Source organism: Streptomyces sp. NPDC001717 (genome assembly GCF_042892775.1).
In the GTDB taxonomy this organism is placed as follows: Bacteria; Actinomycetota; Actinomycetes; order Streptomycetales; family Streptomycetaceae; genus Streptomyces.
The window spans coordinates 321,400-348,394 of the sequence record NZ_JBIAUK010000006.1; the positions used below are offsets into that span (position 1 = coordinate 321,400).

The 26,995-nt window shown below is 71.5% G+C and carries 20 protein-coding genes and 1 rRNA gene; 10 read left to right on the top strand and 11 right to left on the bottom strand.

Translation table 11 applies throughout. The features are described from left to right. Positions 1-60: 60 nt before the first annotated feature. From ACFYZL_RS14485 to ACFYZL_RS14495, 3 genes are all read right to left on the bottom strand, one after another. Positions 61-5,013: an NAD-glutamate dehydrogenase gene (locus ACFYZL_RS14485; protein WP_384758008.1), complete on the bottom strand. Its 4,953-nt coding sequence runs from the start codon at positions 5,011-5,013 to the stop codon at positions 61-63. 388 nt (positions 5,014-5,401) lie between these two features. Further along, positions 5,402-6,070 (bottom strand): HAD family hydrolase, encoded by a 669-nt coding sequence (locus tag ACFYZL_RS14490; protein ID WP_384758005.1) that lies wholly within the window; start codon positions 6,068-6,070, stop codon positions 5,402-5,404. After that, the gene (locus ACFYZL_RS14495) at positions 6,067-6,567 is read right to left on the bottom strand and encodes a DUF6912 family protein (RefSeq protein ID WP_384758002.1); all 501 of its coding nucleotides are present in this window, start codon (positions 6,565-6,567) and stop codon (positions 6,067-6,069) included. Before ACFYZL_RS14495 ends, ACFYZL_RS14490 begins: the two co-directional genes overlap by 4 nt. Positions 6,568-6,872: 305 nt before the next feature. Here ACFYZL_RS14495 and ACFYZL_RS14500 point away from each other — a divergent pair, with 305 nt between their 5' ends. After that, positions 6,873-7,349: an Rv3235 family protein gene (locus ACFYZL_RS14500; protein WP_384757999.1), complete on the top strand. Its 477-nt coding sequence runs from the start codon at positions 6,873-6,875 to the stop codon at positions 7,347-7,349. Positions 7,350-7,428: 79 nt separating this feature from the next. Here ACFYZL_RS14500 and secA read toward each other — a convergent pair whose 3' ends face one another. Beyond that, complete coding sequence (secA, locus tag ACFYZL_RS14505) at positions 7,429-10,230, bottom strand: preprotein translocase subunit SecA (protein WP_388679038.1); 2,802 nt, start codon at positions 10,228-10,230, stop codon at positions 7,429-7,431. Between the two features lie 239 nt (positions 10,231-10,469). Here secA and ACFYZL_RS14510 point away from each other — a divergent pair, with 239 nt between their 5' ends. Genes ACFYZL_RS14510 through ACFYZL_RS14520 form a run of 3 tightly spaced genes read left to right on the top strand, consistent with a single transcriptional unit; the run spans position 10,470 to position 12,845 of the window. Continuing rightward, on the top strand, positions 10,470-11,054 hold the full coding sequence (locus tag ACFYZL_RS14510) for a GNAT family N-acetyltransferase (RefSeq protein ID WP_384753425.1): 585 nt from the start codon (positions 10,470-10,472) through the stop codon (positions 11,052-11,054). Positions 11,055-11,074: 20 nt separating this feature from the next. Continuing rightward, the gene (locus tag ACFYZL_RS14515) at positions 11,075-11,656 is read left to right on the top strand and encodes a GNAT family N-acetyltransferase (protein ID WP_388679042.1); all 582 of its coding nucleotides are present in this window, start codon (positions 11,075-11,077) and stop codon (positions 11,654-11,656) included. Positions 11,657-11,666: 10 nt separating this feature from the next. Then, positions 11,667-12,845 (top strand): winged helix-turn-helix domain-containing protein, encoded by a 1,179-nt coding sequence (locus ACFYZL_RS14520; RefSeq protein ID WP_388679045.1) that lies wholly within the window; start codon positions 11,667-11,669, stop codon positions 12,843-12,845. 1 nt (position 12,846) lies between these two features. On the opposite strand, the gene ACFYZL_RS14525 is transcribed toward ACFYZL_RS14520, so the two are convergent. From ACFYZL_RS14525 to mtrA, 6 genes are all read right to left on the bottom strand, one after another. Further along, the gene (locus ACFYZL_RS14525) at positions 12,847-13,605 is read right to left on the bottom strand and encodes a response regulator (protein WP_376660117.1); all 759 of its coding nucleotides are present in this window, start codon (positions 13,603-13,605) and stop codon (positions 12,847-12,849) included. A 190-nt stretch (positions 13,606-13,795) separates the two neighbouring features. Continuing rightward, a complete protein-coding gene (gene hpf / locus ACFYZL_RS14530) occupies positions 13,796-14,491 on the bottom strand; it encodes a ribosome hibernation-promoting factor, HPF/YfiA family (protein WP_384753431.1) in 696 nt (231 codons plus the stop codon). A gap of 313 nt (positions 14,492-14,804) precedes the next feature. Next, positions 14,805-15,545, bottom strand: coding sequence for a ComF family protein (locus tag ACFYZL_RS14535; protein WP_384753418.1), 741 nt, complete (start codon positions 15,543-15,545; stop codon positions 14,805-14,807). Between the two features lie 85 nt (positions 15,546-15,630). Further along, on the bottom strand, positions 15,631-17,469 hold the full coding sequence (locus ACFYZL_RS14540) for an LpqB family beta-propeller domain-containing protein (protein WP_384753415.1): 1,839 nt from the start codon (positions 17,467-17,469) through the stop codon (positions 15,631-15,633). Then, entirely contained in the window at positions 17,459-19,411 is a 1,953-nt protein-coding gene (gene mtrB / locus ACFYZL_RS14545) for an MtrAB system histidine kinase MtrB (RefSeq protein WP_384753413.1), read from the bottom strand. Before mtrB ends, ACFYZL_RS14540 begins: the two co-directional genes overlap by 11 nt. A 1-nt stretch (position 19,412) precedes the next feature. After that, entirely contained in the window at positions 19,413-20,102 is a 690-nt protein-coding gene (mtrA, locus tag ACFYZL_RS14550; RefSeq protein ID WP_189828951.1) for a two-component system response regulator MtrA, read from the bottom strand. 238 nt (positions 20,103-20,340) lie between these two features. On the opposite strand from mtrA, the gene ACFYZL_RS14555 reads away from it, so the two are divergent. Genes ACFYZL_RS14555 through ACFYZL_RS14580 form a run of 6 tightly spaced genes read left to right on the top strand, consistent with a single transcriptional unit; the run spans position 20,341 to position 26,637 of the window. Next, positions 20,341-21,543, top strand: a complete 1,203-nt coding sequence (locus ACFYZL_RS14555; protein WP_384753410.1) for a hypothetical protein — start codon at positions 20,341-20,343, stop codon at positions 21,541-21,543. 7 nt (positions 21,544-21,550) lie between these two features. Next, positions 21,551-22,210: a DUF4129 domain-containing protein gene (locus ACFYZL_RS14560; protein ID WP_388679051.1), complete on the top strand. Its 660-nt coding sequence runs from the start codon at positions 21,551-21,553 to the stop codon at positions 22,208-22,210. Continuing rightward, the gene (locus ACFYZL_RS14565) at positions 22,207-23,685 is read left to right on the top strand and encodes a DUF4350 domain-containing protein (protein ID WP_388679055.1); all 1,479 of its coding nucleotides are present in this window, start codon (positions 22,207-22,209) and stop codon (positions 23,683-23,685) included. Before ACFYZL_RS14560 ends, ACFYZL_RS14565 begins: the two co-directional genes overlap by 4 nt. Continuing rightward, entirely contained in the window at positions 23,682-24,680 is a 999-nt protein-coding gene (locus tag ACFYZL_RS14570; protein ID WP_384753401.1) for an AAA family ATPase, read from the top strand. Before ACFYZL_RS14565 ends, ACFYZL_RS14570 begins: the two co-directional genes overlap by 4 nt. After that, a complete protein-coding gene (locus tag ACFYZL_RS14575) occupies positions 24,680-25,993 on the top strand; it encodes a DUF58 domain-containing protein (RefSeq protein WP_384753398.1) in 1,314 nt (437 codons plus the stop codon). The genes ACFYZL_RS14570 and ACFYZL_RS14575 overlap by 1 nt, the downstream gene beginning before the upstream one ends. Before the next feature lie 47 nt (positions 25,994-26,040). Next, a complete protein-coding gene (locus ACFYZL_RS14580) occupies positions 26,041-26,637 on the top strand; it encodes a Uma2 family endonuclease (RefSeq protein ID WP_384753395.1) in 597 nt (198 codons plus the stop codon). A gap of 99 nt (positions 26,638-26,736) precedes the next feature. Here the strand turns inward: ACFYZL_RS14580 and rrf are convergent. After that, positions 26,737-26,853 (bottom strand): 5S ribosomal RNA (gene rrf / locus ACFYZL_RS14585). Positions 26,854-26,995 lie beyond the last annotated feature (142 nt).

Here is a 26,995-nt window from a genome sequence, read left to right on the forward strand (position 1 = left end):
ACGAACGGGCCGGGCCCGGGACCACCAAGGTCCCGGGCCCGGCCCGTTCCGCAGAAGCGACTAGCTGTGCGCGCGCAGCAGCGACCGCATCGTCCGCATCGCCACCGACAGGTTCGCCAGGTCGAAGTCGTCCGACCCCCGGATCTCGTCCAGGGTCGTCCGCGCGCGCCCGATCAGCGCCGCGTTCTTCTCCTCCCAGGCCTTGAACCGCTCCTCCGGAGTCGCTTCCCCGTCGCCCACCGACAGCACGTCCGCGGTGAGGGCCGCGTGCGCCGCGAAGAGGTCCTCGCGGATGGAGGCGCGGGCCATGGACTGCCAGCGGTCGGACCGCGGCAGCTCGATGATCCGGTCCATCAGCTGGGTGATGTCCAGGCGGTCGGCGAGGTCGTAGTAGACCTCGGCGACGCCCAGCGGGTCCACGCCCGTGCGGTCCGCGATGGCGACGATGTCCAGCGTCGGGAAGGCCGACGAGAAACCGGCCACCTTCGCCGCGAGCTCCTCCGGCACGCCCTCGCCGGTCAGCTCGTCCAGCACCGACTGGTACCACTCCAGGTCGGCGCCGCGCACCAGCTTCGGCAGCTCGGCCCACACCTGCTCCACCCGGGCCTGGAAGAGCTCCACGGTCTCGGTGATCTGGAGCGGCTGCGGCCGGTTGTTCAGCAGCCAGCGGGTACCGCGCTCGACCAGACGGCGCGAGTGCAGCCGCACCCGGGTCTGGACGTCGGCGGCGACCTTGTTGTCCAGCGCCTCCACCGCGTCCCACACCTCGGCCAGGCCGAAGATCTCACGCGCGGAGAGCTGCGCCCGGACGATCTCCTCCAGGGAGGCCCCGGTCTCCTCGCGCAGGCGGTGCAGGAAGGTCGAACCACCGGTGTTGACGGTGTCGTTGACCAGGAGCGTGGTGATGATCTCCCGGCGCAGCGCGTGCGCGTCGATCTGCTCCGGGAACTTCCTGAGCAGGGCGCCCGGGAAGTACGCGTGGAGCAGGCGGCGCAGGTACGGGTCGTCCGGGAGCTCGGTGTGGATGAGCTCGTCCGCCACCGTGATCTTGGTGTAGGCGAACAGGACGGCCAGTTCCGGCTGGGTCAGGCCCTTGCCGGTGTTGAGCAGCTCGCGGATCTGGCGGTCCGTGGGCAAGAACTCCAGCTCGCGGTTGAGCAGCCCCTCGCTCTCCAGGCGGCGCATGAAGCGCTGCTGGGCGTGGAGCAGGCTCGGGGCCTGGGCGGACCCGTTGGCGAGCGCCGTGTTCTGCGCGTAGTTGTTGCGCAGGACCAGCGTGCCGACCTCGTCGGTCATCTCGGCGAGCAGCTTGTTGCGCTGCTTGACGGTCATGTCCCCGTCGGCGACGACCGCGTTGAGCAGGATCTTGATGTTCACCTCGTGGTCGGAGGTGTCCACGCCCGCGCTGTTGTCGATGGCGTCGGTGTTGACCTTGCCGCCGTGGTGGGCGAACTCGATGCGGCCGAGCTGGGTCAGACCGAGGTTGCCGCCCTCGCCGATGACCTTGGCCCGGATCTCGGAGCCGTTGACGCGGATGGCGTCGTTGGCCTTGTCGCCGACGTCCGCGTGCGTCTCGGCCGTGGCCTTGACGTACGTGCCGATGCCGCCGTTCCACAGCAGGTCCACCGGGGACTGCAGGATCGCCTTCATCAGGTCGGCCGGGGTCATCTTGGTGACGCCCGCCTCGATGCCCAGGGCCTCGCGGACCTGCGCGGTGATCGGGACGGCCTTCGCGCTGCGCGGGTGGACGCCGCCGCCCGCCGAGATCAGCGAGGTGTCGTAGTCGGCCCACGAGGAGCGCGGCAGGTCGAACAGGCGGCGGCGCTCGGTGTACGAGGTGGCCGCGTCCGGGTTCGGGTCGATGAAGATGTGCCGGTGGTCGAAGGCGGCCACGAGGCGGATGTGCTCGGAGAGCAGCATGCCGTTGCCGAACACGTCACCGGACATGTCGCCGACGCCGACGACCGTGAAGTCCTGGGCCTGCGTGTCGTGACCCAGCTCGCGGAAGTGCCGCTTGACGGACTCCCACGCGCCGCGGGCCGTGATGCCCATGCCCTTGTGGTCGTAGCCGGCCGAGCCGCCCGACGCGAAGGCGTCGCCCAGCCAGAAGCCGTAGGACTCGGCGACCCCGTTGGCGATGTCGGAGAAGGTGGCGGTGCCCTTGTCGGCGGCGACGACGAGGTAGGTGTCGTCCTCGTCGTGGCGGACGACGCCCTTCGGCGGCACGACCTCGCCGGCGACCATGTTGTCGGTGATGTCGAGCAGCGCCGAGATGAAGATCTTGTACGAGGCGATGCCCTCGGCGAGCCACGCGTCGCGGTCCACGGACGGGTCCGGGAGGTTCTTCGCTACGAAGCCGCCCTTGGCGCCGACGGGCACGATGACGGTGTTCTTCACCATCTGCGCCTTGACCAGGCCGAGGATCTCCGTACGGAAGTCCTCGCGGCGGTCGGACCAGCGCAGGCCGCCTCGGGCGACCTTGCCGAAGCGCAGGTGGACGCCCTCGACGCGCGGGGAGTACACCCAGATCTCGAAGGCCGGGCGCGGCGCCGGCAGGTCCGGGATGGCCTGCGGGTCGAACTTCATCGACACGTACGAGTGGGGCTCGCCCGCCTCGTTCATCTGGAAGAAGTTGGTCCGCAGGGTCGCCTTGATCAGCGTCAGGAAGGAGCGCAGGATGCGGTCCTCGTCGAGCGAGGCGACCTGGTCCAGGGCCCCGTCCAGTTCCTCCAACATGGCGTCGACGAGCTCGCTGCCGGCGGCCTGGCGGCCGGGCGACATCCGCGCCTCGAAGAGGGAGACCAGCAGCCGGGTGGTGTGGACGTTGTTGCGGAGGGTGTCCTCCATGTAGTCCTGGCTGAAGGTGGAGCCGGCCTGGCGCATGTACTTGGCGTACGCGCGCAGGACGACGGCCTGCCGCCAGGTGAGCCCGGCGCCCAGCACGAGGCTGTTGAAGTTGTCGTTCTCCGCGTCGCCGATCCACACGGCCGCGAAGGCCTCCTGGAACCGCTCGCGGGCGTCGTCGCCGAGGTAGTTGTCCCCGTTGCCGGTGGACAGCGGCATCCGCAGACCGAAGTCGTAGATCCAGGCGCTGACCCGGTCGGAGCGGCGCAGCTCGTACGGGCGCTCGTCGGTGACCTCGACGCCCAGGCGCTGGAGCACCGGCAGGACCGCGGACAGCGAGACCTGCTCACCGGTCCGGTAGATCTTGAAGCGGCGCTCGCCGGGGCCCGCGCCGACCGGCTCGTACAGGGAGAGCGCGAACGGGCGGTCGCTGGCGGAGAGCTTCTCCAGGTGGCACAGGTCGGCCACGGCCGCGCGCGGCGAGTGGTCGGCCTTGTAGCCCTCGGGGAAGGAGGTGCCGTAGCGGCGCAGCAGTTCGGCGGCGCGCTCCTCGCCGAGCTCGGCGACCAGGGCCTCGGAGAAGCCGTCGGCCCAGGAGCGGGCGGCGTCGACGAGGCGGGCCTCGATGCGCTCGACGTCGGCCTCGGTCAGGACCGGGAGTTCCTTGCCCTGCGGGACGCGGATGACGAAGTGGATGCGGGAGAGGATCGACTCGGTGTTCCAGGCGGTGAAGTCGACGCTGATGCCGCCGAGTTCCTCGCGCAGGATGTCCATCAGGCGCAGCCGCACACCGGTGGTGAAGCGGTCGCGCGGCAGGTAGACGAGCGCCGAGTAGTAGCGCCCGTACTCGTCCTGGCGCAGGTACAGCCGCAGCCGGCGGCGTTCCTGGAGGTAGAGGACGGAGGTGACGATGGACTGGAGCTGGTCGACCGGGGTCTGGAACAGCTCGTCGCGCGGGTAGGTCTCCAGGATCTGCGTCAGGTCGCGGCCGTCGTGGCTGGACGGCGAGAAGCCGGCCCGCTCCAGGACCTCGGCGACCTTGCGGCGGATGACCGGCACGCGGCGCACGGACTCGGTGTACGCGGCGGAGGAGAACAGGCCGAGGAAGCGGCGCTCGCCGACGACGTTGCCGTCGGCGTCGAACTTCTTGACACCCACGTAGTCGAGGTACGAGGGGCGGTGCACGGTGGAGCGGCTGTTGGCCTTGGTGAGCACCAGCAGGCGGTGCTCGCGGGCCTTGGCCCGGGCGTCGGCCGGCAGCCGGTTGAAGGACGGCGAGACGGGGTGGCCGTCCTCCTTGCCGCTGTGGTGCGGGTCGGAGCGCAGGATGCCGAGGCCGGTGCCGGGCACGGCGGACAGGGCGTCCCCGTCGACGAGGTTGTACTCGCGGTAGCCGAGGAAGGTGAAGTGGTCGTCGGCGAGCCAGCGCAGCAGCTCGCGGGCCTCTTCGAGCTCGTACTCGCGCAGGTCCGGGGCGGTGGGCTCGTCGGGCAGGCCGTCGGCGATGCGCAGCGCGGCGTCGCGCATCTTCTCCCAGTCCTCGACGGACTCGCGGACGTCGGACAGGACGCGCAGCAGGTCGACGGTGATCTGCTTGAGGTCGGCGCGGTCGGTCTCGCGGTCGATCTCGACGTGGATCCAGGACTCGACGAGGGAGTCGTGGGGGCGCGCGGTACGGGGGCCGTGCGCGTCGCAGTCGGGGCCGAGGATCTCGATGAGCTTGCCGGTGACGTCACGGCGGACCACGACCTGCGGGTGGATCACGACGTGGATGCCGCGGCCCTGGCGGGACAGCTCGTTGGTGACGGAGTCCACGAGGAAGGGCATGTCGTCGGTGACGACCTCGACGACCGAGTGGCTGGAGGTCCAGCCGTTCTCCTCCACCGTGGGCGTCTGCACGCGCACGTTCGCGGTGCCCTGCGGACGGTTCTCGGCGAGGCGGTAGTGCGAGAGCGCCGCCCCGAACACGTCGACCGGGTCGCGGTCCGAGAGGTCCTCGGGGGCCGTGTGCAGGTAGTAGCGCTGGAGGTAGGAGAGCACCGTGTCCTTGTCTGGACGCTCTCCCTGCTCGGACCCAGTCGGAAGTAGCCCCCCGGCCGGGCTGTTCTCAGCTACCCGGGCCGCCCGTGCGAGCAGCTCGGCCTTTGCTTCGTCCAGCTTGGTCTGCATGTCCTCTGGCTCCTGTCGCGCGCCATTGCGTGACGTAGGTGAAGGAAGGAATGACGGAGTGCCGCCCGGGGGCGGGACGTCCGTCAGTGATCGATATCGACGCTAGGTCGTCGGGGGAGGCCGCCGGGAGGGAATCAGCCACGTTCGGCAGGGAGTCCCGGCAGCGGGAATCAGCGAAGGCCCGGGTACGGTCGTACGCCGGGCGCATGCCGGAGGCTCCAGTGCCGCCGATGACTATCGCGCTGATCACGGGTACTAGGCTATCTCGCCCCACCCCCAGGTCGTCATTCACTGCATCTGTACAAATCTCGGGGTGGAACTTTGACACTCTGGCCAGCGACTGTGCCGTGAGTCCGTGCAGGCGGCTCGCAGCCGGCCCGTCAAGACGCTATTCGGCCAGTTCCCGAGCTGTCCGAACAGCCTCTGCCAGGCTGTCCACGACGGGTACACCGGCCGATTCCAGACTGGCGCGACTGTGGGACCCGCCCGTGTACAGCACGGCCCTGGCGCCGACGTGGGCGGCCGCGAGCGCGTCGTCGACGGCGTCTCCGATGAGGACCGTACGGCCGGCGGTCACACCCGTCCCGTCCAGTGCGGCCATGTGGCGTACGAGGTGCCCCGCCTTGGAGGTGTGCGAGGGCCCCGTCCGGCCGTCAACGCGCAGGAAGTGCCCGTCGATGCCGTGCGCCTTGACGAGCGGGACGAGCTTCTCGTGGGGCGCGAGGGACAGCAGGGACTGGGTGAGCCCGGCCCGCTGCCAGTCCCGGAGCAGCTCTCGGGCGCCGTCGGCGAGCCCGGAGTCCGCGGCGGCGGCCCAGTAGTGCCGGTGGAAGGTGTCGTCCATGACGACCCATTCCTCATCGGTGGGCAGCCGCCCCATGAGCCGCTCGTAGAACTTGGGCACCGGCACGACGTACAGGTCGCGGTACGTCTCCAGGGTGATCGGCGCGAAGCCGAGCTCGGCGAAGGAGGCGTTGGTCGCGGTGATGACGGCGTCGATGTCGTGCAGCAGCGTTCCGTTCCAATCCCACACAATGTGGGCATTTTGGCTCGTCATCGCAGCAGCCCCGGAATCTCCTGCACCCCGAACCACAGCAGCTCGTGGTCCTCGGCCCCGTCCACGGTGAACTGCGCGTCGTCGTCCCCGCCGTCGGCGGCCTCCAGCGCGGCCGCCGCGGCGGCCACGTCCTCCCGGGCGTCATCGGCGTCCACGTGCACGGCGGCGGCCACGGTCAGCCGCACGGCGGCGGCCAGGCCGACCTGCCCGAGAGTGGCCTCGTCGACCCCGGGGGTGGAGGTGACGGCCTTGTCGTCCACGTCGAGCGCGACGACGACCCGCTTGCGCGGAGCGGACTCCTCCCCCGCCAGCATCCGCAGGGAGGCGGCGGCGGCCCGGCTGAGGGCGGCGTACTCCAGCTCCTCGATGTCGTCGGACACGTACCACTCGCGAAGCCCGGGCGTGACGGCGTACGCACGCAGCGGGGCGGGCCCCAGCTCACCCGCCTTGTGCGCCTCGGCGAGCCCGGGGAGGGTCAGGGGGACGTACACGCGCATGGCCGGCTGCTTTCGGTAGTCGGAAACGCCCCCAGGATACGACTGTCACCCTGCGTCCGAGTGGGGGACCGCCGCCGTCCCCCTTCGGGGCGTCCGACCTCCCTTCGCCCCCGTCCACCCCCGTACCGGCCGGAGTCGGGCGGCAGCCTCGGGCGGCACCGCCGCGCACTCGGATAGGTGAACCGCCCCCGAAGGCCACCCGAACGGTCCGGGCGATTGCGGAACGTGATCGACGGCCGTAGAAGATCCCCATCAAGTTACCGCCCGGTACCGAACCGGGCCCGGCCTGACGGGGGCAGACCGCCATGGACACGACGCTGCGCACGACGATCGGCGGGGAAGCCGCCCGCCGCCGCCCCGGGGCCCGGAGCCGCACCCGCCCGGCGGGCCGCAACGACCAGCGCCGCCCTCCGCGCACCGTACGGCTCGGCCCGCACCACTGGTTCGCCGACCGGCTGCTCGCGGTGGTCAGCGGCCGCCGCCCGGTCCACTCGCTCCTCGGCCACACCGTCGGCCCCGCGTACGAGCAGCTGATCACCCTGGCCCCGGCGGACCACCTCCGCGCCCGCCACAGCCCGGTCATCCGCCAGTGCGGCCGCTTCACCCCGGGCCCGGGCGTCATCGAGGCCTTCGCCCGCATCGCGACGGGCGACCGCATCACGGCGATGGCCTTCCGCCTCGAACAGGGCCCGGACCTCCGCTGGCGCTGCGCAGCGGTGGAACTCCACGGCCCGGGCAACTCCAGCCCCGCCGGGGACAAACCCAGCCCCGCCGGCGTTTGAGGCGACCGCAACGCGGCCGGGGCCGGACACCATCGATGGTGTCCGGCCCCGGCCGACGAACTCGACGACCCCGCAGGGGTCACTTCTTGCGGCGGCGCCCACCAGAGGCCTTGGCCGCCTTCCGCCGCTCCGCCCGCGTCAGCCCGTCACCCGAGCCGTCGGAATCGGCATCGTCGAAGTCGCCCTCGACGACCCCGCCCTCCCCGTCGACGGTCGGCGCGGAGAAGTGCAGCCGGTCCGGCCGCTGCGGAGCGTCCAGCCCCTTCGCCCGGATCTCCGGACGCGCCGCCGGCACCGGCTCCTTCGTCAGCGACGGCGCCGCGTCCTGCACCGGAACCTCCTCGACCTGCTGCTCGACCTGGACCTCCAGGTTGAACAGGTAGCCGACGGACTCCTCCTTGATGCCCTCCTGCATGGCGTTGAACATGTCGAAGCCCTCGCGCTGGTACTCGACCAGCGGGTCCTTCTGGGCCATCGCCCGCAGGCCGATGCCCTCCTGCAGGTAGTCCATCTCGTACAGGTGCTCGCGCCACTTGCGGTCCAGCACCGACAGCACCACGCGCCGCTCCAGCTCGCGCATGATGTCGGAGCCGAGCGCCTTCTCGCGCGCCGCGTACTGCTCGTGGATGTCGTCCTTGACGGACTCCGCGATGAACTCGGCGGTGATGCCCGCGCGGTCGCCCGCCGCGTCCTCCAGCTCGTCGATGGTGACCTTCACCGGGTAGAGCTGCTTGAAGGCGCCCCACAGGCGCTCCAGGTCCCACTCCTCGGCGAAGCCCTCGACCGTCTCGGCCGCGATGTACGCGTCGATCGTGTCGTCCATCATGAAGCGGACCTGGTCCTGGAGGTCCTCGCCCTCCAGGACGCGGCGGCGCTCGCGGTAGATAACCTCACGCTGGCTGTTGAGGACCTCGTCGTACTTCAGGACGTTCTTGCGCGTCTCGAAGTTCTGGGTCTCGACCTGCGACTGGGCCGACGCGATCGCGCGCGTCACCATCTTGTTCTCGATCGGCACGTCGTCCGGCACGTTCGCCATGGCCATGACGCGCTCGACCATCTGGGCCTTGAACAGGCGCATCAGGTCGTCGCCCAGCGACAGGTAGAAGCGGGACTCGCCCGGGTCGCCCTGTCGGCCGGAGCGGCCGCGCAGCTGGTTGTCGATACGGCGCGACTCGTGACGCTCGGTGCCCAGCACGTACAGCCCGCCGAGGGCCTTGACGTCCTCGAACTCGGCCTTCACGGCGGCCTCGGCCCGGGTGAGCGCCGCGGGGAGGGCGTGCGCCCACTCCTCGATGTGCTCCTCCGGGTCCAGGCCCTGCTGGCGCAGCTCGGCCTCGGCGAGGTCGTCCGGGTTGCCGCCGAGCTTGATGTCGGTACCGCGGCCGGCCATGTTCGTGGCGACGGTGACGGCGCCGCGGCGACCGGCCTGGGCCACGATCACGGCCTCGCGCTCGTGCTGCTTGGCGTTGAGGACCTCGTGCGGGATGCCGCGCTTGGACAGCTGCTGGGAGAGGTACTCGGACTTCTCGACCGACGTCGTGCCGACGAGGATCGGCTGGCCCTTCTCGTGCTTCTCCGCGATGTCGTCGACGACGGCGGCGAACTTGGCGACCTCGGTGCGGTAGATCAGGTCGGCCTGGTCCACGCGCTGCATCGGCCGGTTCGTCGGGATCGGGACGACGCCGAGCTTGTAGATCTGGTGGAACTCGGCGGCCTCGGTCATGGCCGTACCGGTCATGCCCGACAGCTTCGAGTACAGGCGGAAGAAGTTCTGCAGGGTGATCGTGGCGAGGGTCTGGTTCTCGTCCTTGATGTCCACCCCTTCCTTCGCCTCGATCGCCTGGTGCATGCCCTCGTTGTAGCGGCGGCCGGCGAGGATACGGCCGGTGTGCTCGTCGACGATCATGACTTCGCCGTCGATGACGACGTAGTCCTTGTCCTTCTTGAACAGTTCCTTCGCCTTGATGGCGTTGTTCAGGTAGCCGACGAGCGGGGTGTTCACCGACTCGTAGAGGTTCTCGATGCCGAGCCAGTCCTCGACCTTGGCGACACCGGCCTCGTGGATGCCGACCGTGCGCTTCTTCTCGTCGACCTCGTAGTCGCCGGTCTCCTCGATGCCCTTGAGCGGCTGACCGGCCTCGCCCTTGGTCAGGCGGGTCACGAGCTTGGCGAAGTCCGCGTACCACTTCGTGGCCTGGTCCGCCGGACCGGAGATGATCAGCGGGGTGCGGGCCTCGTCGACGAGGATCGAGTCGACCTCGTCGACCACGGCGAAGTTGTGGCCGCGCTGGACGAGCTCGTCCTGCGACCAGGCCATGTTGTCGCGCAGGTAGTCGAAGCCGAACTCGTTGTTCGTGCCGTAGGTGATGTCGCAGGCGTACTGCTCGCGGCGCTGCGCCGGCGACATGTTCGCCAGGATGCAGCCGATGGACAGGCCCAGGAACTTGTGGACGCGGCCCATCATCTCGGAGTCGCGCTCGGCCAGGTAGTCGTTCACCGTGATCAGGTGGACGCCCTCGCCGGACAGCGCGTTCAGGTAGGCGGGCAGCGTGCCGACGAGGGTCTTGCCCTCACCGGTCTTCATCTCGGCCACGTAGCCGAGGTGCAGCGCCGCGCCACCCATGATCTGTACGTCGTAGTGACGCTGGCCGAGCACGCGCTTCGCGGCCTCGCGCACCGTGGCGAAGGCCTCGGGCAGCAGGTCGTCCAGGCTCTCGCCGTCCTGGTAGCGCTGCTTGTACTCGTCAGTGAGCGCCCGCAACTCGGCGTCGGAGAGGTTGACGAAGTCCTCTTCGATGGAGTTGACCTGGTCCGCGATGCGGTGCAGTTTGCGCAGGATCTTGCCTTCGCCTGCACGCATGAGCTTGTTGAAGACGGACACCGAGGTTTGTCTCCTTGCCGGTCGGGCCTGGGCACTTTACGTACACGGGCACGGCAGGTGGGCCCCACCGTAACGGCCATCGTAAGCGAGGACGTGGTCGCGCCGGGAGGTCCGCCGTAGCCGCGAGGGCGCGGGTGCCCGTATTGAGAACGTACGGGTGACACGGAAGGTGCCGCTTCCTCCGCGAGATTCCCGAAAAGTGTTCGCCCGGCGACACGCCATGGCAGCAGAATCCGCTCATGGAGCCCACGACACTGACCACGGACCGGCTCGACCTGCGGCCGTTCACCCCCGCCGACGAGGACGAGGTGTTCGCGGCCGTCCAGGACCCGGACATCCAGCGCTGGACGATGGTGCCCTCCCCCTACGCGCGCGAGCACGCCCGCGCCTTCGTCGGCGAGCTGGTGCCGAACGGCTGGCGCGCCGACACGGGCTATTCCTTCGCCGTCCGCCTCGGCGAGGGCGGCCCGCTGGTCGCCGCCGTCGGCGTCCACGTCCACGAGACCTTCGGGGAGAAGTCGTACGAGATCGGCTACTGGGCGACCAAGGAGCACCGCGGCCACGGCTACATGACCGAGGCCGTCACCGCCGTCGCCCGCTGGGCCTTCACCGAGCTGGGCGCCGTACGCCTGGAGTGGCGCGCCGAGGTCGGCAACGCCGGCTCGCGGGCCGTCGCCGAGAAGGCGGGTTTCCGCATCGAGGGGCTCCTGCGGGCCTCCCTGCACCGCTCCGGCACCGTGCGCGACTCCTGGGTGGGCGCCCTGCTGCCGTCGGACCTCGGCCTGACCCCGGCGCTGCCCTACCTGCCGTCCTCCGCCCGCTAGCCCTCCACGGATCGCAGGTCATGGAACCGATCACCCTGTGCACCGACCGCCTCGTGCTGCGCCCCCACGTGCCCGGGGACGCCGCCGAGGTGCACGCAGCCTGCCAGGACCCCGAGATCCAGCGCTGGATCTCGGTGCCCGTCCCCTACGAGCCCGCACACGCGGAGACGTACGTGACGCAGCGCGTCCCGGCCGGGTGGCGCGAGGACAACGCCTACGACTTCGCCGTCCGGCTCGGGGCCGACGGCCCGCTCGTCGCCACGGTCGCCGTGCACAAGACGGGTACGTACACCCACGAGGTCGGGTACTGGACCGTCGCCGGTCACCGGGGCCGCGGCTACATGACCGAGGCCCTGAGGGCCGTCGCCCGCTGGGCCTTCACCGAGGCGGGCGTCGTACGACTGGTCTGGCGCGCCGGGGTCGGCAACGACGGCTCCCGCGCCGTCGCCGAGCGTGCGGGATTCGTGATCGAGGGCGTCCAGCGCGCCGGAATGGAACACGACGGCGCGCTGATGGACTGCTGGGCCGGCGCGCTGCTCCCGTCCGACCTCGGCCTGCCCTCCCGGCTGCCGTACGGGCCCGCTGTCAGTGCCGGGCCCTAGGCTTCGGCGCATGACCAGCCTGCCGCCGCCGACCCTGTCCCTCTCCGCCGACGAGGCCCGCCGGATCGCGCTGCGCGCGCAGGGCTTCCTCGGGGCGCCCGACCGCCGCGGCGGGGTCCGCGGCGTCCTGCGCCACCTGGGCGCCGTACAGCTCGACACCATCTCCGTCCTGGCCCGCTCGCACGAGCTGATCCCGTACGCGCGCCTGGGCGCGGTCGGCCGGGACACGGTCGAGAAGGCGTACTGGTCGGACCGCCACGCCTTCGAGTACTGGTCGCACGCCGCCTGCATCCTGCCCATCGAGGAATGGCCGCATTTCGCCTTCCGGCGCCGCGCCCGCCGGGCCCGCGGTCACCGCTGGCACGTCCTCCAGGACAAGGAACGCTCGACGAAGGCGGTCCTGGACCGCCTGAAGGTCGACGGCCCGCTGACCTCCACGGAACTCGGCGGCGCCAAGAACGGCGGCGAGTGGTTCGAATGGTCCGAGACCAAGATCGCGGTGGAGTGGCTGCTCGACACCGGCGAGGTGGTGTGCAGTGAGCGCCGTGGTTGGAAGCGGGTGTACGACCTGCCCGAGCGCGCCGTCCCCGACGCCCTGCTCCACGACGACCTCGACGACCGCGAGTGCCTGCGCCGCCTCGTCGCGCTGGCCGGGCGGTCCCTCGGCGTCGGCACCCGCGCCGACATCGCCGACTACCACCGCCTGAAGGGCGAGGAGTTCGACGCGGTGGTCGCGGATTCCGGGCTGGTCCCCGTCGAGGTGGAGGGCTGGGGGAAGCCGGCCTGGGCCGACCCGGCGGCGCTGGCCACCGTCCCCCGGGGCCGCCACCGCACCACGCTGCTCTCGCCGTTCGACTCCCTGGTGTGGGACCGGCCGCGCACGGAGAGGATCTTCGGCTTCACCCACCGCCTGGAGGCGTACGTCCCCAAGCCGAAGCGGATACACGGGTACTTCGCGATGCCGCTGCTGGCCGGCGGCCTGCTCCAGGGCCGCGTCGACCCGGCCCGCGAGGGCCGCACCCTGGTCGCCCGGCAGCTCTCCCTGACCACGCCCAAGGCGGCCCCCGCCATGGCGCAGGCCCTGCGGGAGGCCGCGGAGTGGGTGGGTTGCGAGGCGGTCCGCGTGGAGCGGGCCGGCACCCCCGCGGAGGCGGCGGCCGTCACGGCGGAACTGGCCGCGCTCCGGTAGGTCAACGGATCTCGAGGATCTTCTCCCGCATCGCGTAGACCACGGCCTCCATCCTGGAGTGCAGCTGCAGCTTCTCCAGGATGTTGCGGACGTGGTTCTTCACGGTGTTCTCGGAGATGAACAACTCCTTGGCGATGTCCCGGTTGTTCATGCCGGTGGCGACCAGCTTCAGGACCTCCAGCTCCCGGTCCGTCAGCCTCGGCGCCGGCACCAGCCGGCGCTCGTCGGTCCGCTGGATCATCGACTTGAACTCGGTGAGCAGCTTCGACGCCATCGACGGGCTGATCTGCGACTGCCCGTCCGCGACCGCGCGGATCGCCGTCGCCACCTCGTCGGTCGAGATCTCCTTCAGGAGGTACCCGGTCGCGCCCGCCTTGATCGCGTCGTAGAGGTCGGCCTCCTCGTCGCTGATCGTCAGCATGATGATCTTCGCGGAGGGTGCCACCTCCTTGATCGAGGTGCACGCTTCGATCCCGCCGCGCCTGGGCATCCGCACGTCCATCAGCACGATGTCCGGGAGCAGATCGGCCGCCTTGTCCACGGCCTCCGCCCCGTCCCCGGCCTCGCCGACGACCTGGATGTCCTCCTCCTGCGCGAGGACGATCTCCAGCCCGCGCCGGAACAGCGCGTGGTCGTCGACCACGAGCACCCGGATGGGTTCCCCGCCCCGCGAACCGGCCGCTTCCCCCGAAGCCGCCCCGTCCGCGTCACGACAGTCCGCGCCGCCGTCACCGCGTACCGGCCCGAAGCTGTCCGCCATCGTTCCTCCCCCTGCATGTGCCCAACCGCCGGACCAACCGGACGAACACCGCCATCGGTTGACTGACCGCCATGATTCCATGCCCGCACCACGACACGGGGGCGTCCGACGGCCAGGCATGGCGCATACCCGTCGCACAGGTGCCCCTGCGGACGCATGAGCGAACCGCAGGGGCAACGAATGGTCGGTGTCAGCCGCCGAGCGCGCCGCCGGCGCCGCCTCGCGGTTCCTCCGAGCTGGAGGCTCCGTCGGGGTTCACGTGGATGACGCCGTAGTCGTATGCATGACGGCGGTAGACGACGCTGGGCAGCTTGGTCTCGGCGTCGACGAACAGATAAAAGTCGTGGCCGACCAGTTCCATCTCGTAAAGGGCCTGGTCGAGCGACATGGGTGCGGCCGAGTGGGTCTTCTCGCGGACGATGAGGGGGCCTTCGCCCTGCACCTCGATGGATCCGATCCGGGTGATCGGTACCCCGTTCGTCTTCTCCTCGCCGACCGGCTGGCCACTGCCGTTGAGTGTTGCGGCACCCGGTACGACGTCGGCGACCTCCGCCGCCGAGAGACGTCCGCTGCCGCGGCGCGTGTAGCGCTTGTCGTGCTGCTTGCGCAGCCGGGCCTCCAGCTTGTCCTGAGCCAGGTCCAGCGCCGCGTACGGGTCGGTGGCCGCAGCCTCGGCACGGATCACCGGGCCCCGCGTGCGGAGGGTGATCTCCACGCGGTCGGAACGGTCGGCCTGACGCGGGTTGTGCTCCTTGGACACCTCGACGTCCACGCTGATCACCTTGCCGTCGTACTTGGTGATCCGCTCAGGATTCAGCTTCTCGGCCACGTGCTTGCGGAACCGCTCGGGCACTTCGGTCTTACGGCCCTTGACGACGATGTCCACGCAGAACTCCGTTCCCGGATAGCTCCGCCTCATGGGGCGAAGCGTCTCCCTTTCGCACCAGGCTCCGGTGAAGGCCGGAGCCACGGACTTGGCGACTTCCACCTCCTCCTCCCCCATCGGCAAGATCTACACCCCACCGACTTCGGAGTCGAGAGACCGCGATGCGTGGGCCCTAGGCTCGCCAGTCCTTACAACCGAACATATCCCTCTATGGCGGTTGTCGGCACCCGCTACCGGGACGTTCTTCCGATCCCGTCACTGATCTCTCTTACTACCTGCAACGATGGGCCTTCCCCAGCAGTTCCAAATGTATTCACGAGACTTTTGCTCTCTTCGAGTAGCCGGAGGTCGCGGCGACCACGGCGGCCCTCGGGGCGCCTCCGGTCGCCCCCCGATCCGCCGCGCGCAGGGCCCTGGCCGCCTCCGCCAGGGTGGCCCCGGTGGTGACCAGGTCGTCGACCAGTACGACGGCCGCGCCCGCCACCGCGCGCACCCCGTCCCGGCGCACCTCCAGCGCCCCCGCGAGGTTCTCCCGGCGCTGCCGGGCCCCCAGCCCCGCCTGGTCCGCCACCGCCCGCCGCAGCCGCAGTACGGGCGCCACGTGCGCGGGCACACCGGCCCGCCGCAGCCGCCCCGCCGCGGCCAGCGCGATCCTGCGCGCCGGGTCGTGCCCGCGCGCCCGGACCCGCCGCCGCGCCGAGGGAACGGGCACCAGGACCAGCTCCCCCTCGCCAGGCCTCCCGCCTAACCCCTCCCCGGGCCCTTCCGCGCCCGCGAGGACCGCCGCCGCCAGGGCGCGGCCCAGCGCCCCGGCCAGCGGCAGCGCCCCGCGCTCCTTGTGGGCCAGGAGCACCGCCCGTACGGGACCCTCGTAGACGGCGGCCGCGTGCACCACCGGCAGACCCTCGGGCGCCGGCGAGGGCCGTACAAGCCCCGCCCCGGCCCCGCTCAGCGCCTCCCGGCAGCGCTCGCACAGCAGCACCCGGGCGGCGCCACAGCCCGCGCAGTCGTCCGGCAGGACCAGCCCGGCCAGCTCCTGCCACCACCCCCGCATGGCTCCACCCTGCCCGACCCCACCCACCCCCGCCACCCCTGTGGACGACCACGAAAAGGCGGGTCGTACGAGGTCCGGCGGTCGATCAGCCCGGGTACACCGGAGCCTGGCCGCCGGCCGCCACCGTGCGCCACTGCGCCCCCGGCGGCAGCCACACGATGCCGTCGCTGGAGTAGCCCACCACCGGCTTGGGCTTCGACTCCTCCTCGGAGACGGCAGCCGCGACCGCCGCCAGCCCCGCGGCCCCGGGCAGAGTCGCCGCGACCATCGAACCGTCGGCCAGCATGTAACGCGCCTGCACGACCCCGCGGCTCTCCCGGCCCACCACCAGCAGCCGGCCGCGCGGTGCCCAGCTCATCGCCGTCACGTCCGCCATCTGCGGGGCCGCCGGGCGCAGCTCGCGCACCGACACCGACTCCGCGTTCGTCTTGGCGTCGGGCCGCTCGATCCGCCCCACCCACAGGGTGTGGCGACCGTTCTCCTCCAGCAGGAGCGCGATCCGCACCCCGTCGGCGGAAGCCTTCAGCGCGGTGATCCTCCGCTCGTTGAGCCCCGCCACCTGCACCTTCTCCGGGGTCCCGACCCCGCCCGGCACCCGCCACAGCCCGGGGTGCTGCGGATCCCGGTCCGCGACCCACAGATCGCCCGCCGCGTCCCAGCTGGGCGCGGTCAGGGTGTCCGTTGCCTTGGCCCCCTTGCTCGTGACGACCGGCACCTGCGGCATGGGTCCGACCCCGGACATCGGCACCACGTACAGGCCGTGCCCGTCCTCCGACACCACGGCCGCGCGCCTCTCGTCGTACGTCACGGCGGCCGAGCTGATCGAGAACGGGGCGGGGGTGCTCAGCGGCCCCGGCACCGGCTCGGCCTTCGGCTGCTGGTCCTCGCTCGCGTTCTCGATCTTCATGCGGACCAGTCGCTTCTCGTTGTCGACGAAGTACTGGTACTCGGGGGCCCTGGGCCGCCCGGCGATCGTGGCCGCCGTCGAGTCGTTCACCGAGCACAGCGAGGACTTGCCGTCGGAGTGCAGCAGTTCGACCTGGTCGAGCCGGGAGCCTGTCAGGTCCTTGACGGAGTACAGGAGTTGGGTGGCCATCTTCTTGCACTGCGGCTGCGTGACGTGCTCCGCCTTCTCGTTGAGCGGCACGCGCAGCGTGTTCTGGCCGTCGTACGAAAGGGACTTGGTGCCCTCGCGCAGTTCCGTGCCCGTCGGGAAGCTGGACTCGACGACCGGGCCGAGCCAGTTGGAGGGCCCGGAGAGCAGCGACTGCACGGTCTGCGTGGTCGGGTCCATGCGCGAGTCCGGGTCGGCGCGCTGGCGCACGTAGACGGGGTCGGCGACGAGCGCGCCGCCCGCGAAGTAGTACTTGTTGACGGGCATGTAGATGCGTTGGAAGTCGGACTCGCTGAGCACGAGGCTCTGGGGCGGGTTCGCGATCCGCCACTGCTTGTTCTCCTGGACGAGCTGGAGCACCCACTCGTACTTCGCGCCGCCGATCTCCGGCTGGTACGCGCTGCGTTCGTCGACGGTGGCGAGCTTCTCGCCGGTCACCTTCGAGCGGGGCCCGTCGGGGTCCTTCTCGCTGGTGACCTGCGAGCGGCCGAGGCCCGACTTGAGCACGGTGACCGTGGAGCCGGGCTTCCAGCCCTTCGCGGCACTTTCGGTGAGGTACTTGCGAGCCGTCTCCAGCTGAGGGTCGTCGCTGGTCATGGCCTCCAGGAAGCCCTTGACGATCTCGTCCGGCATGGCCTTGTCGGCGGGCGGCACGCCGAACACCCGCACCTGCGAGTCGACCCCCTGCGAGCCCTGCACGGAACGGATCTCGCCGTGGGTGGGCATCGTGGCGCAGCCGGCCAGCAGCAGGGCGACCCCGCCGAGGGCGAGCGCCCGTGCGATGCGCGCGCTCGTGGGCTCAGCGTCCATCGGGTCCGTCCTCCATCTCCGCCTGCACGGCGGGCGCGTCTTCGGCGGGCCGGGCCACGACGCGGGCTCCGTTCCCCGGCAGGGCGGTCGGATCGGCCGGTACGGGCATCGCCCCGGCCATCGGCGACCTGGGCGGTATGCCCGACCGGTCGCCGCCCTCCGCGGGCCGGGCGGGCGCCGCGCTGCCGGCCGCCTCGGCGGCGGCCCTGGCCCGGTTGGCCCGGGAGTCCTCGGGCTCCAGCGGGATCGGCGACCCGCGCAGCGGCTCGTCCGCCGTGCGCGGCAGGGTCAGGCGGAACTGCGACCCGCCGCCCGGCTCGCCCCACGCCTGGAGCCAGCCGCCGTGCAGCCGGGCGTCCTCGACGGCGATGGACAGGCCGAGGCCGGTACCGCCGGTCGTGCGGGCCCGCGCCGGGTCGGCCCGCCAGAAGCGGTTGAAGACGCGGGTGGCCTCGCCGGGCTTGAGCCCGACGCCGTAGTCCCGTACGGCCACGGCGACGGCCCCGCCCGCGGACGCGAGCCGTACCACCACGTCCCGGCCCTCGCCGTGCTCCACGGCGTTGACGACGAGGTTGCGCAGCACCCGCTCCACGCGCCGGGCGTCGGCCTCGGCGATGACGGGCTGGGTGTCGCCGAGGACCCGGATCCGGGTCCCCTTGTGCTCGGCCAGCGGTTCGGCGCCGTCGATGACGCGGCGTACGACGTCCCGCAGGTCGATGGGCTCGGCCTGGAGGTCGGCGGCGCCGGCGTCGAAGCGGCTGATCTCCAGCAGGTCCGCGAGCAGCGACTCGAAGCGGTCCAGCTGCCCGGCGAGCAGCTCCGCCGAGCGCGCGGTCACGGGGTCGAAGTCGACGCGGGCGTCGTGGATGACGTCGGCGGCCATCCGCACGGTCGTCAGCGGGGTGCGCAGCTCGTGCGAGACGTCCGAGACGAAGCGGCGCTGCATCCGGGAGAGCTCCTCCAGCTGCTGGATCTTGAGCTGGAGGTTCTGGGCCATCTTGTTGAAGGCCTCGCCCAGGCGCGCGATGTCGTCCTCGCCGGTGACCTTCATCCGCTCCTGGAGCTGCCCGGCCGAGAGCCGTTCGGCGATCCCGGCGGCCATCCGCACCGGCGTCACGACCTGCCGTACGACGAGCCACGCGATACCGCTGAGCAGGACGACGACGAACAGGCCCGCGGTGGCGATCGTGCTCTTGACCAGGGTGAGGGACTCCTCCTCCTGCGTCAGCGGGAAGAGGTAGTACAGGTCGTACGGGTCCCCGTTGATGTCCGTGAGCCGCTTGCCGACGACCAGCGCGGGCTCCGGGGCCTTCTGCCCGGTCCCGCTGGTGTAGCGGATCTCCGAGAAGGTCTTGAAGGTGCCGGTGCCGCGGTTGACGGCCCGCCGCAGCGACAGCGGGACGCTCGCGGTCGGGTCCACGTTGCCGGAGGCCCGGGCACCCTTGACGCCCTGCGCGTTGGGCAGGGCCTGCTCACCGGTCCCCGCGCCGAGCGCGACGACCTCGAAGGCGGTCTGGCCGCCACTGGCGAGCTGCTTGACGAGCGAGTTCATCCAGGTGCTGGCGTCCCGCCCGACCTTGTTGTCGACGGCGTCGGGCCCGTCCACGGTCGCGGGGGCGTTGGCCTTCTCCTGTGCGACCGCGAACCCTCCGGCGGCCTGGCTCTGCGCCGCCTCCTCCTTCGCGTCGAGGAGGCCCTTGTTCACCTGGGCGATGACGACGAAGCCGAGCGCGAGGACCACGGAGAGCGAAATCAGCAGGGTGGCGGCGACCACCCGCAGCTGGATGTTGCGCCGCCACAGCCGGACAGCCGGAAGCAGCGGCCGGCGTACGAGACGTACGCACAGCCGCAGCAGCGGACCGCCGGGCGCCCCGTCCTGGAGCAGCCTGCCGCCCCGCAGCGCTCCCCACCGGGAACCGCTCCGGGCCTTGCCGGACTGCACGTCAGCTCGGTCCGGCCTTGTAGCCGACACCGCGCACCGTCACGACGATCTCGGGGCGCTCGGGGTCCTTCTCGACCTTGGAGCGCAGTCGCTGCACGTGCACGTTGACCAGCCGGGTGTCCGCCGCGTGCCGGTAGCCCCAGACCTGCTCCAGCAGCACCTCACGGGTGAAGACCTGCCAGGGCTTGCGGGCGAGCGCGACCAGCAGGTCGAACTCGAGGGGGGTCAGGGCGATGGAGGCACCCTCCCGCTTGACCGAGTGCCCGGCCACGTCGATGACCAGGTCACCGATGGCCAGCTGCTCGGGCGCGGGCTCCTCCGACCGGCGCAGGCGGGCCCGGATGCGGGCCACCAGCTCCTTCGGCTTGAACGGCTTGACGATGTAGTCGTCGGCCCCGGACTCCAGGCCCACGACCACGTCCACCGTGTCGCTCTTGGCGGTGAGCATGACGATCGGCACGCCGGACTCCGCCCGGATCAGGCGGCAGACCTCTATGCCGTCCCGACCCGGAAGCATCAGGTCGAGCAGCACCAGGTCCGGCTTCGCCTCCCGGAAGGCAGCGAGTGCCTTGTCACCGTCCGCTACGAACGACGGCTCAAAACCTTCTCCACGCAGCACAATGCCGAGCATCTCGGCCAGCGCGGTGTCGTCGTCGACGACGAGGACGCGTCCCTTCATGGTTGACATCATCCCATTAGCTAATCGTTACCCGGCGGTGAGCTGTCCCACAGCCAAAAGGGCTGGAAATCGCCCCTCGGACCTGCGTGGAGATCAGGTCGACCAGTCTGCCCCGGATCCGGGTGACAATTGAAGGTACGGGCTGCCGGAGATCCGGGGGGACGGCCGGTCCGTTCGTGGACCCCACGTGGCACGATGGCAGCCGACCAGCGCCCCCGCCACAGCAGCAGGTGCACGTGAAGGAGCGACGATGAACGACTCTCCGGGCTGGGCCACGCCCGGGTCCTCCCCCTCCGACGGCGAGCGCCCTGGAAACCCGGCCGAGCAGCCTCCGGCCCAGCCGGCGGACGCACCGAAGTGGTCCGCCGAACAGCCGCCGCCCGGCCAGTGGCAGAGCCCCGCCCCGGGCCAGACCCCGCCGCCGCAGCCCCAGCAGCCCCAGCAGGGCCCGGGCTGGGGCGCGTACGGCGGCCAGTACGGCTACCCGGGCGGCCCTGGCCAGTGGGGCCCGCCCCCCGCCGCCAAGCCCGGTGTGATCCCCCTGCGCCCTCTGGGCCTCGGCGAGATCCTCGACGGCGCGGTCGCCACCATGCGCGCCCACTGGCGCTCGGTCCTGCCGATCACCCTGGTCGTGGCCACCGTGGTCCAGGTCGTCAGCATGCTCATCCAGAAGTACATGCTGGAAGACCTCGTCCTCTCCGTGGACAGGGGGAACATCTCGCCCGAGCAGCTGCTCGACACCATGGGCAGCGCCTTCGCGGCGTCCGCGGCGGCCCAGTTCCTGCAGTTCCTCGGGACGATCGTCGTCACCGCGATGCTCACGATGATCTTCAGCAAGGCGGTGCTCGGTCAGCACTCCTCGGTCTCCCAGGCCTGGCGTGACGCCCGCCCACAGCTGCTGCGCCTGGCCGGCCTCACCCTGTTGCTGGCCGTCGGCCTGATCCTGCTCGCCACGGTGATCATCCTGCCCCTGGCCCTGACCGGGAACCCCGGCCTGATCGCGCTGGGCGCCTTCGCCTGCGTCGGGCTGCTGGCCTGGCTCGGCATCAAGTTCATCCTGGCCTCGCCCGCCCTGATGCTGGAGCGGGGCGCCGTCTTCAAGTCCTTCGCCCGCTCCTCGAAGCTCGTCACGGGCTCCTGGTGGCGGATCTTCGGCATCACCCTGCTCACCTGGCTCATCACCTTCATCTTCGCGGCGATCATCATCCTCCCGCTGCAGATGATCGGCTACTCGGTCTTCGGCGACGGCCTGTCCGCCATGCAGGACCCCGCCGCCCAGATCGCCTGGGGGCCGCTGGTCTTCACCGCCCTCGGCGCGATCATCGCGCAGGCCGTCGTCATGCCGATCCAGTCGGGCGTCACCGTCCTCCTCTACGTCGACCAGCGCATCCGCCGCGAGGGACTCGACCTGGAGCTCGCCCGGGCGGCCGGCGTAGAGAACTACGGAGGCTGACACCCACATGATGAGTACGGGGGGCCTCATCAGCAGCGTGCCGACACCACCGGTCACCACACCGCGCGACCCCGCCCGTGAGGCGGCCGAACGCGAACTGTCCAAGCCGCTCTACCACCAGAACGACCCGGGCCCGTTCGACCGCGCCGTGCGCAAGTTCTTCGAGTGGCTCGGCGACCTGTTCGACACCGCCTCCGGGGCCTCCCCCGGCGGCGGCTTCGGCCTGCTCGCCATCGTCGTCCTGGTCGCCCTGGCCGTCGGAGCCCTGTGGTGGCGCCTGGGCGCCCCCCGCCGCACGGCCACCTCCGCCGGCACCCTCTTCGACGACGGCATCCGCAGCGCCGCCGACCACCGCACGGCCGCCGAGGCGCACGCCGCCGCCGGCCGCTGGACCGAAGCCGTCCAGGAACGCATGCGCGCCGTCGTCCGCTCCCTGGAGGAACGCACCCTCCTCGACCCCCGCCCGGGCCGCACCGCCGACGAGGCCGCCGCCGAAGCCTCCGTCTCCCTCCCGGACCACAGCGCCGAGCTGCGCGCGGCGGCCCGCGTCTTCGACGACGTCACCTACGGCGGCCGTACCGCCGACGCCGACACCTACGCCCGCCTGAGCGCCCTCGACACCACCCTGACCCGTACCAAGCCCCTCCTGACGGGACCCACCGCATGACCCCGCCCAACGAGCCCCCGGCCGAGGTCAACGCAGCCCCCGCACCCGACGCTGCCGGGCTGGTGCCGGGGCACCCCCGCACGACGCCGGACGCGACCCCCGCTCCCCCGTCCGCCCCCTGGCAGGGTTCGGCACCCCAACAGCCGCCCCTGCACGCCCCCGGCCCAACGGGAACCCCCGCCGACGCGCCGCAGCCCCCGGCCGGCACCACGCCGCCCGGCGGGCAGCACGCACCCGGCGCGCCGCAGCCCCCCGCACCCGGCACCGCCGCAACCCCGCCCAGCGGGCCGCAGGCCACCCGGCAGGCCACCCGCCCCCCTCGGCGCCGAACGCAGCGGATCCGCACCGGCCTCGTCGTCCTCGGCGTGCTCGCCGCAGGCGTCACCGTGCTCGCCGCCCTGAACTCCGGCACCCGACACGGTCTCCTCGACCCCCGCTCCGCCGACCCCTCCGGCAGCCGCGCCGTGTCCGAGCTGCTCAAGGAGCGCGGCGTCACCACCCGCGTCGTCACGACCGCCCGCGAGGCCGCCGCCGCGACCGGCCCCCGCACCACCCTCCTGGTCACCGACCCCGACCGGCTCGGCGCCACCCAGCGCCGACAGATCGCCTGGGCCTCCGACCTCTCCGGCGGCCGCACCATCCTCATAGGACCCACGAGCCACTCCCTCACCGAGCTCGCGTACGGCGTCCACACCAAGGGCGACGCCGACCCGAAGACCCTCGCCCCCGACTGCGCCTTCCCCGCCGCCACCACCGCCGGCCGCGCCGGCCTCGGCGACGGCCTTCGCTACACCACCTCCGCCGCCCGGGCCATCGCCTGCTACCCCTCCGACGGCCACCCCACCCTCCTCGTCCTCCCCGCGGGAACCACCGGTGGAGACACCGTCGTCCTCGGCACCGGCAGCATCCTCCTCAACGAGAACCTCGCCGACGAAGGCAACGCCTCCCTCGCCCTCCAACTCCTCGGCTCCCGACCGGACCTCGTCTGGTACATGCCGACCCTGGAGGACTCCGACGCCGACAGCCGAGACGCCGGCGAGCGCCAGGACTTCCTCGACCTCATCCCCGCCGGCTGGTCCTGGGCCCTGCTCCAGCTCTTCGTCGCCGCCGCGCTCGCCGCCCTCTGGCGCGCCCGCCGACTCGGCCCCCTCGTCACCGAGAAGCTCCCCGTCGTCATCCGCGCCTCCGAGGCCACCGAGGGCCGCGCCCGCCTGTACCGCAAGGCCCGCGCCCGCGACCGCGCCGCCACCGTGCTGCGCGCCGCCGCCCGCGAACGCCTCGCCGCCCTCACCGGCGTCGCGCACACCCAGGCCCACGACCCCGCCGCCCTGGGCCCGGCGGTCTCCGCCCGCCTCACCGGCGGCACGCACGACGTGACCGGCCTGCTCTTCGGCCCCACACCCTCCGACGACGCGGCACTCGTCGCGCTCGCCGACCACCTCGACGCCCTCGAAAGAGAGGTCCGTACGTCATGACGTACCCGGCCACCGATTCCACGGCCCCGTCCCCGGCCTCGAACGCCGACGGCGCCCGCGCTTCCCTCGAAGCGCTCCGCACCGAGATCGGCAAGGCCGTCGTCGGCCAGGACTCGGCCGTGACGGGTCTCGTCGTCGCCCTCCTCTGCCGCGGCCACGTCCTCCTCGAAGGCGTCCCCGGCGTCGCCAAGACCCTCCTCGTGCGGGCCCTCGCCGCCTCCCTCGAACTCGACACCAAGCGCGTCCAGTTCACCCCCGACCTGATGCCGAGCGACGTCACCGGCTCCCTCGTCTACGACGCCCGCACCGCCGAGTTCTCCTTCCAGAACGGCCCGGTCTTCACCAACCTCCTCCTCGCGGACGAGATCAACCGCACGCCCCCCAAGACCCAGTCCTCCCTCCTCGAAGCCATGGAGGAACGCCAGGTCACGGTCGACGGCACCCCGCGCGCCCTCCCCGAGCCCTTCCTCGTCGCCGCCACCATGAACCCGGTCGAGTACGAGGGCACGTACCCCCTCCCGGAAGCCCAGCTGGACCGCTTCCTCCTCAAGCTCACCGTGCCCCTCCCCTCCCGCCAGGACGAGATCGGCGTACTGACCCGGCACGCCGCCGGCTTCAACCCCCGCGACCTGCACGCTGCCGGCGTCCGCCCCGTCGCCGGACCCGCGGAACTCGAAGCCGCCCGCGAGGCCGTCACCCACGTCACCGTCTCCCCGGAGATCGCCGGGTACGTCGTCGACATCTGCCGCGCCACCCGCGAATCGCCGTCCCTCACCCTCGGCGTCTCCCCCCGCGGCGCGACCGCGCTGCTGGCCACCGCCCGCGCCTGGGCCTGGCTCACCGGACGCGACTACGTCACCCCCGACGACGTGAAGGCCCTCGCCCTCCCGACCCTGCGCCACCGCGTCCAGCTGCGCCCGGAAGCCGAAATGGAAGGCGTCACCGCGGACGCGGTCATCACCGCGATCCTCTCCCACGTCCCCGTTCCGCGCTGATGGCCGCCCTCACCGGACGCGCCGCCCTGCTGGCGGCCCTCGGCAGCATCCCCGTCGGCATCCTCGAACCGAGCTGGACGGGGATGCTCGCGGTCAACGCCCCGCTCGCGCTGGCCTGTGCCGTCGACTACGCCCTCGCGGCGCCCGTCCGCCCGCTCCTCCTCACCCGCTCGGGCGACACCTCGGTCCGCCTGGGCGAGACCGCGGACGTCCACCTCACCCTCACCAACCCGGGCACCCGCACGCTCCGTGCCCGCATCCGCGACGCCTGGCCCCCCAGCAGCTGGCTCCCCGGCACGGAGGGCCCCGCCTCCCGGCACGCCCTGACCGTCCCGTCGGGGGAACGCCGCAGGCTCACCACCCGCCTGCGGCCCACCCGCCGCGGCGACCGCCAGGCCGACCGCGTCACGATCCGCTCGTACGGTCCCCTGGGCCTGCTCGCCCGTCAGGGCACCCACCGCATCCCCTGGACCGTCCGTGTCCTGCCGCCCTTCACGAGCCGCAAGCACCTCCCCTCGCGCCTGGCGCGCCTGCGCGAACTCGACGGCCGCACCAGCGTCCTGACGCGCGGTGAGGGCACCGAGTTCGACAGCCTGCGCGACTACGTCCCGGGCGACGACACCCGCTCCATCGACTGGCGCGCCACGGCCCGCCAGAACAAGGTGGCCGTCCGCACCTGGCGTCCCGAACGCGACCGGCACATCCTGATCTGCCTGGACACCGGCCGCACCTCGGCGGGCCGCGTCGGCGACGCCCCCCGCCTCGACTCCGCCATGGACGCGGCCCTGCTCCTCGCCGCCCTGGCCACCCGCGCCGGCGACCGCGTGGACCTCCTGGCCCACGACCGCCGCCCCCGCGCCCAGGTCCAGGGCCGGGCGGCCGCCGACGTCCTCCCGTCCTTCGTCAACGCGATGGCCACCCTCGAACCGGAACTGGTCGAGACGGACTCCCGCAGCATGGTCTCCACCATCCTCCGCAGCGCCCCGCGCCGCTCCCTGGTGGTCCTCCTGACGAGCCTGGACGCGGCCCCGGTGGAAGAGGGCCTGCTCCCGGTCCTCCCCCAGCTCACGGCCCGCCACACGGTCCTGCTGGCCTCCGTCGCCGACCCCCACGTCGCCGCCATGGCCGCGGCCCGCGGTGACGCCGACGCGGTCTACGAGGCCGCGGCCGGCACCCAGTCCCAGTCCCAGCGCCGCCGCACCGCCGACCAGCTCACCCGCCACGGCGTCCACGTCGTCGACGCCACCCCGGACACCCTGGCCCCCGCCCTGGCCGACGCCTACCTGTCCCTGAAGGCCGCGGGCCGGCTCTAGGAGTCGTCCGACTGGCTACTCTGGCAGGGCACCTACCAGGAAGACACATGGCCGACTTCACCCCTGAGCAGATGCGCCGCCTGCACGACTTCGCGGAGCAGCTCGCGGAGCTGGCCGAGCACCACGAGGACCAGTGGAGGGTTCAGACCACCGAGGGCCAGATCTTCCTCACCATGATGAGCCCGACAGCCCCCCACGGGCTCAACGTGGTGCGGTTGCGCCGGCAGATCGAGGCCCAGACCCCAGAGGTCATGGCCCTCAACGACACGAACATGGGCGATCCCGAAACCGGCCTGACCAAGGTCCCCGATCTCATGGTCATCGCCGAGGAGGACACCGACGACACCGCGAAGGTCGTCAACTCCCGCGATGTCCTGCTGGTGGTCGAGGTCGTCTCACGTACGAACTCACTCACCGACATCCGTGACGAGTTGCACGACTACCCGCGGATGGGTGTCCCCCTGTATGTCGTCGTCGACCCCCGCAGGGACAAGAAGACCGTCACGGTACACAGCGACCCCTCATCAGGGCCCGACGGCATCCGCTATCGCAAGGCGGTCCCCTACGCCTTCGGCGACACCGTCACCGCCGGCCGCTGGACCCTCGACACGAGCAGCCTCAAGAGCTACCCCGCCGACTGGTGAGCGGCCGCCGGACCGATCCACCGCGAGGCCGGCCCGTAAACGCAGAAAAGCCCCGCACCGAACCCTGAAGGGCTGGTGCGGGGCTTTCCCACAATGATTGTTCGGCGGCGTCCTACTCTCCCACAGGGTCCCCCCTGCAGTACCATCGGCGCTGAAAGGCTTAGCTTCCGGGTTCGGAATGTAACCGGGCGTTTCCCTAACGCTATGACCACCGAAACACTATGAAATTTGAACGCTGGTGTGAACTCACAGCCGTTCGTTATTTCAGAACTAACACAGTGGACGCGAGCAACTGAGGACAAGCCCTCGGCCTATTAGTACCAGTCAGCTTCACCCGTTACCGGGCTTCCACATCTGG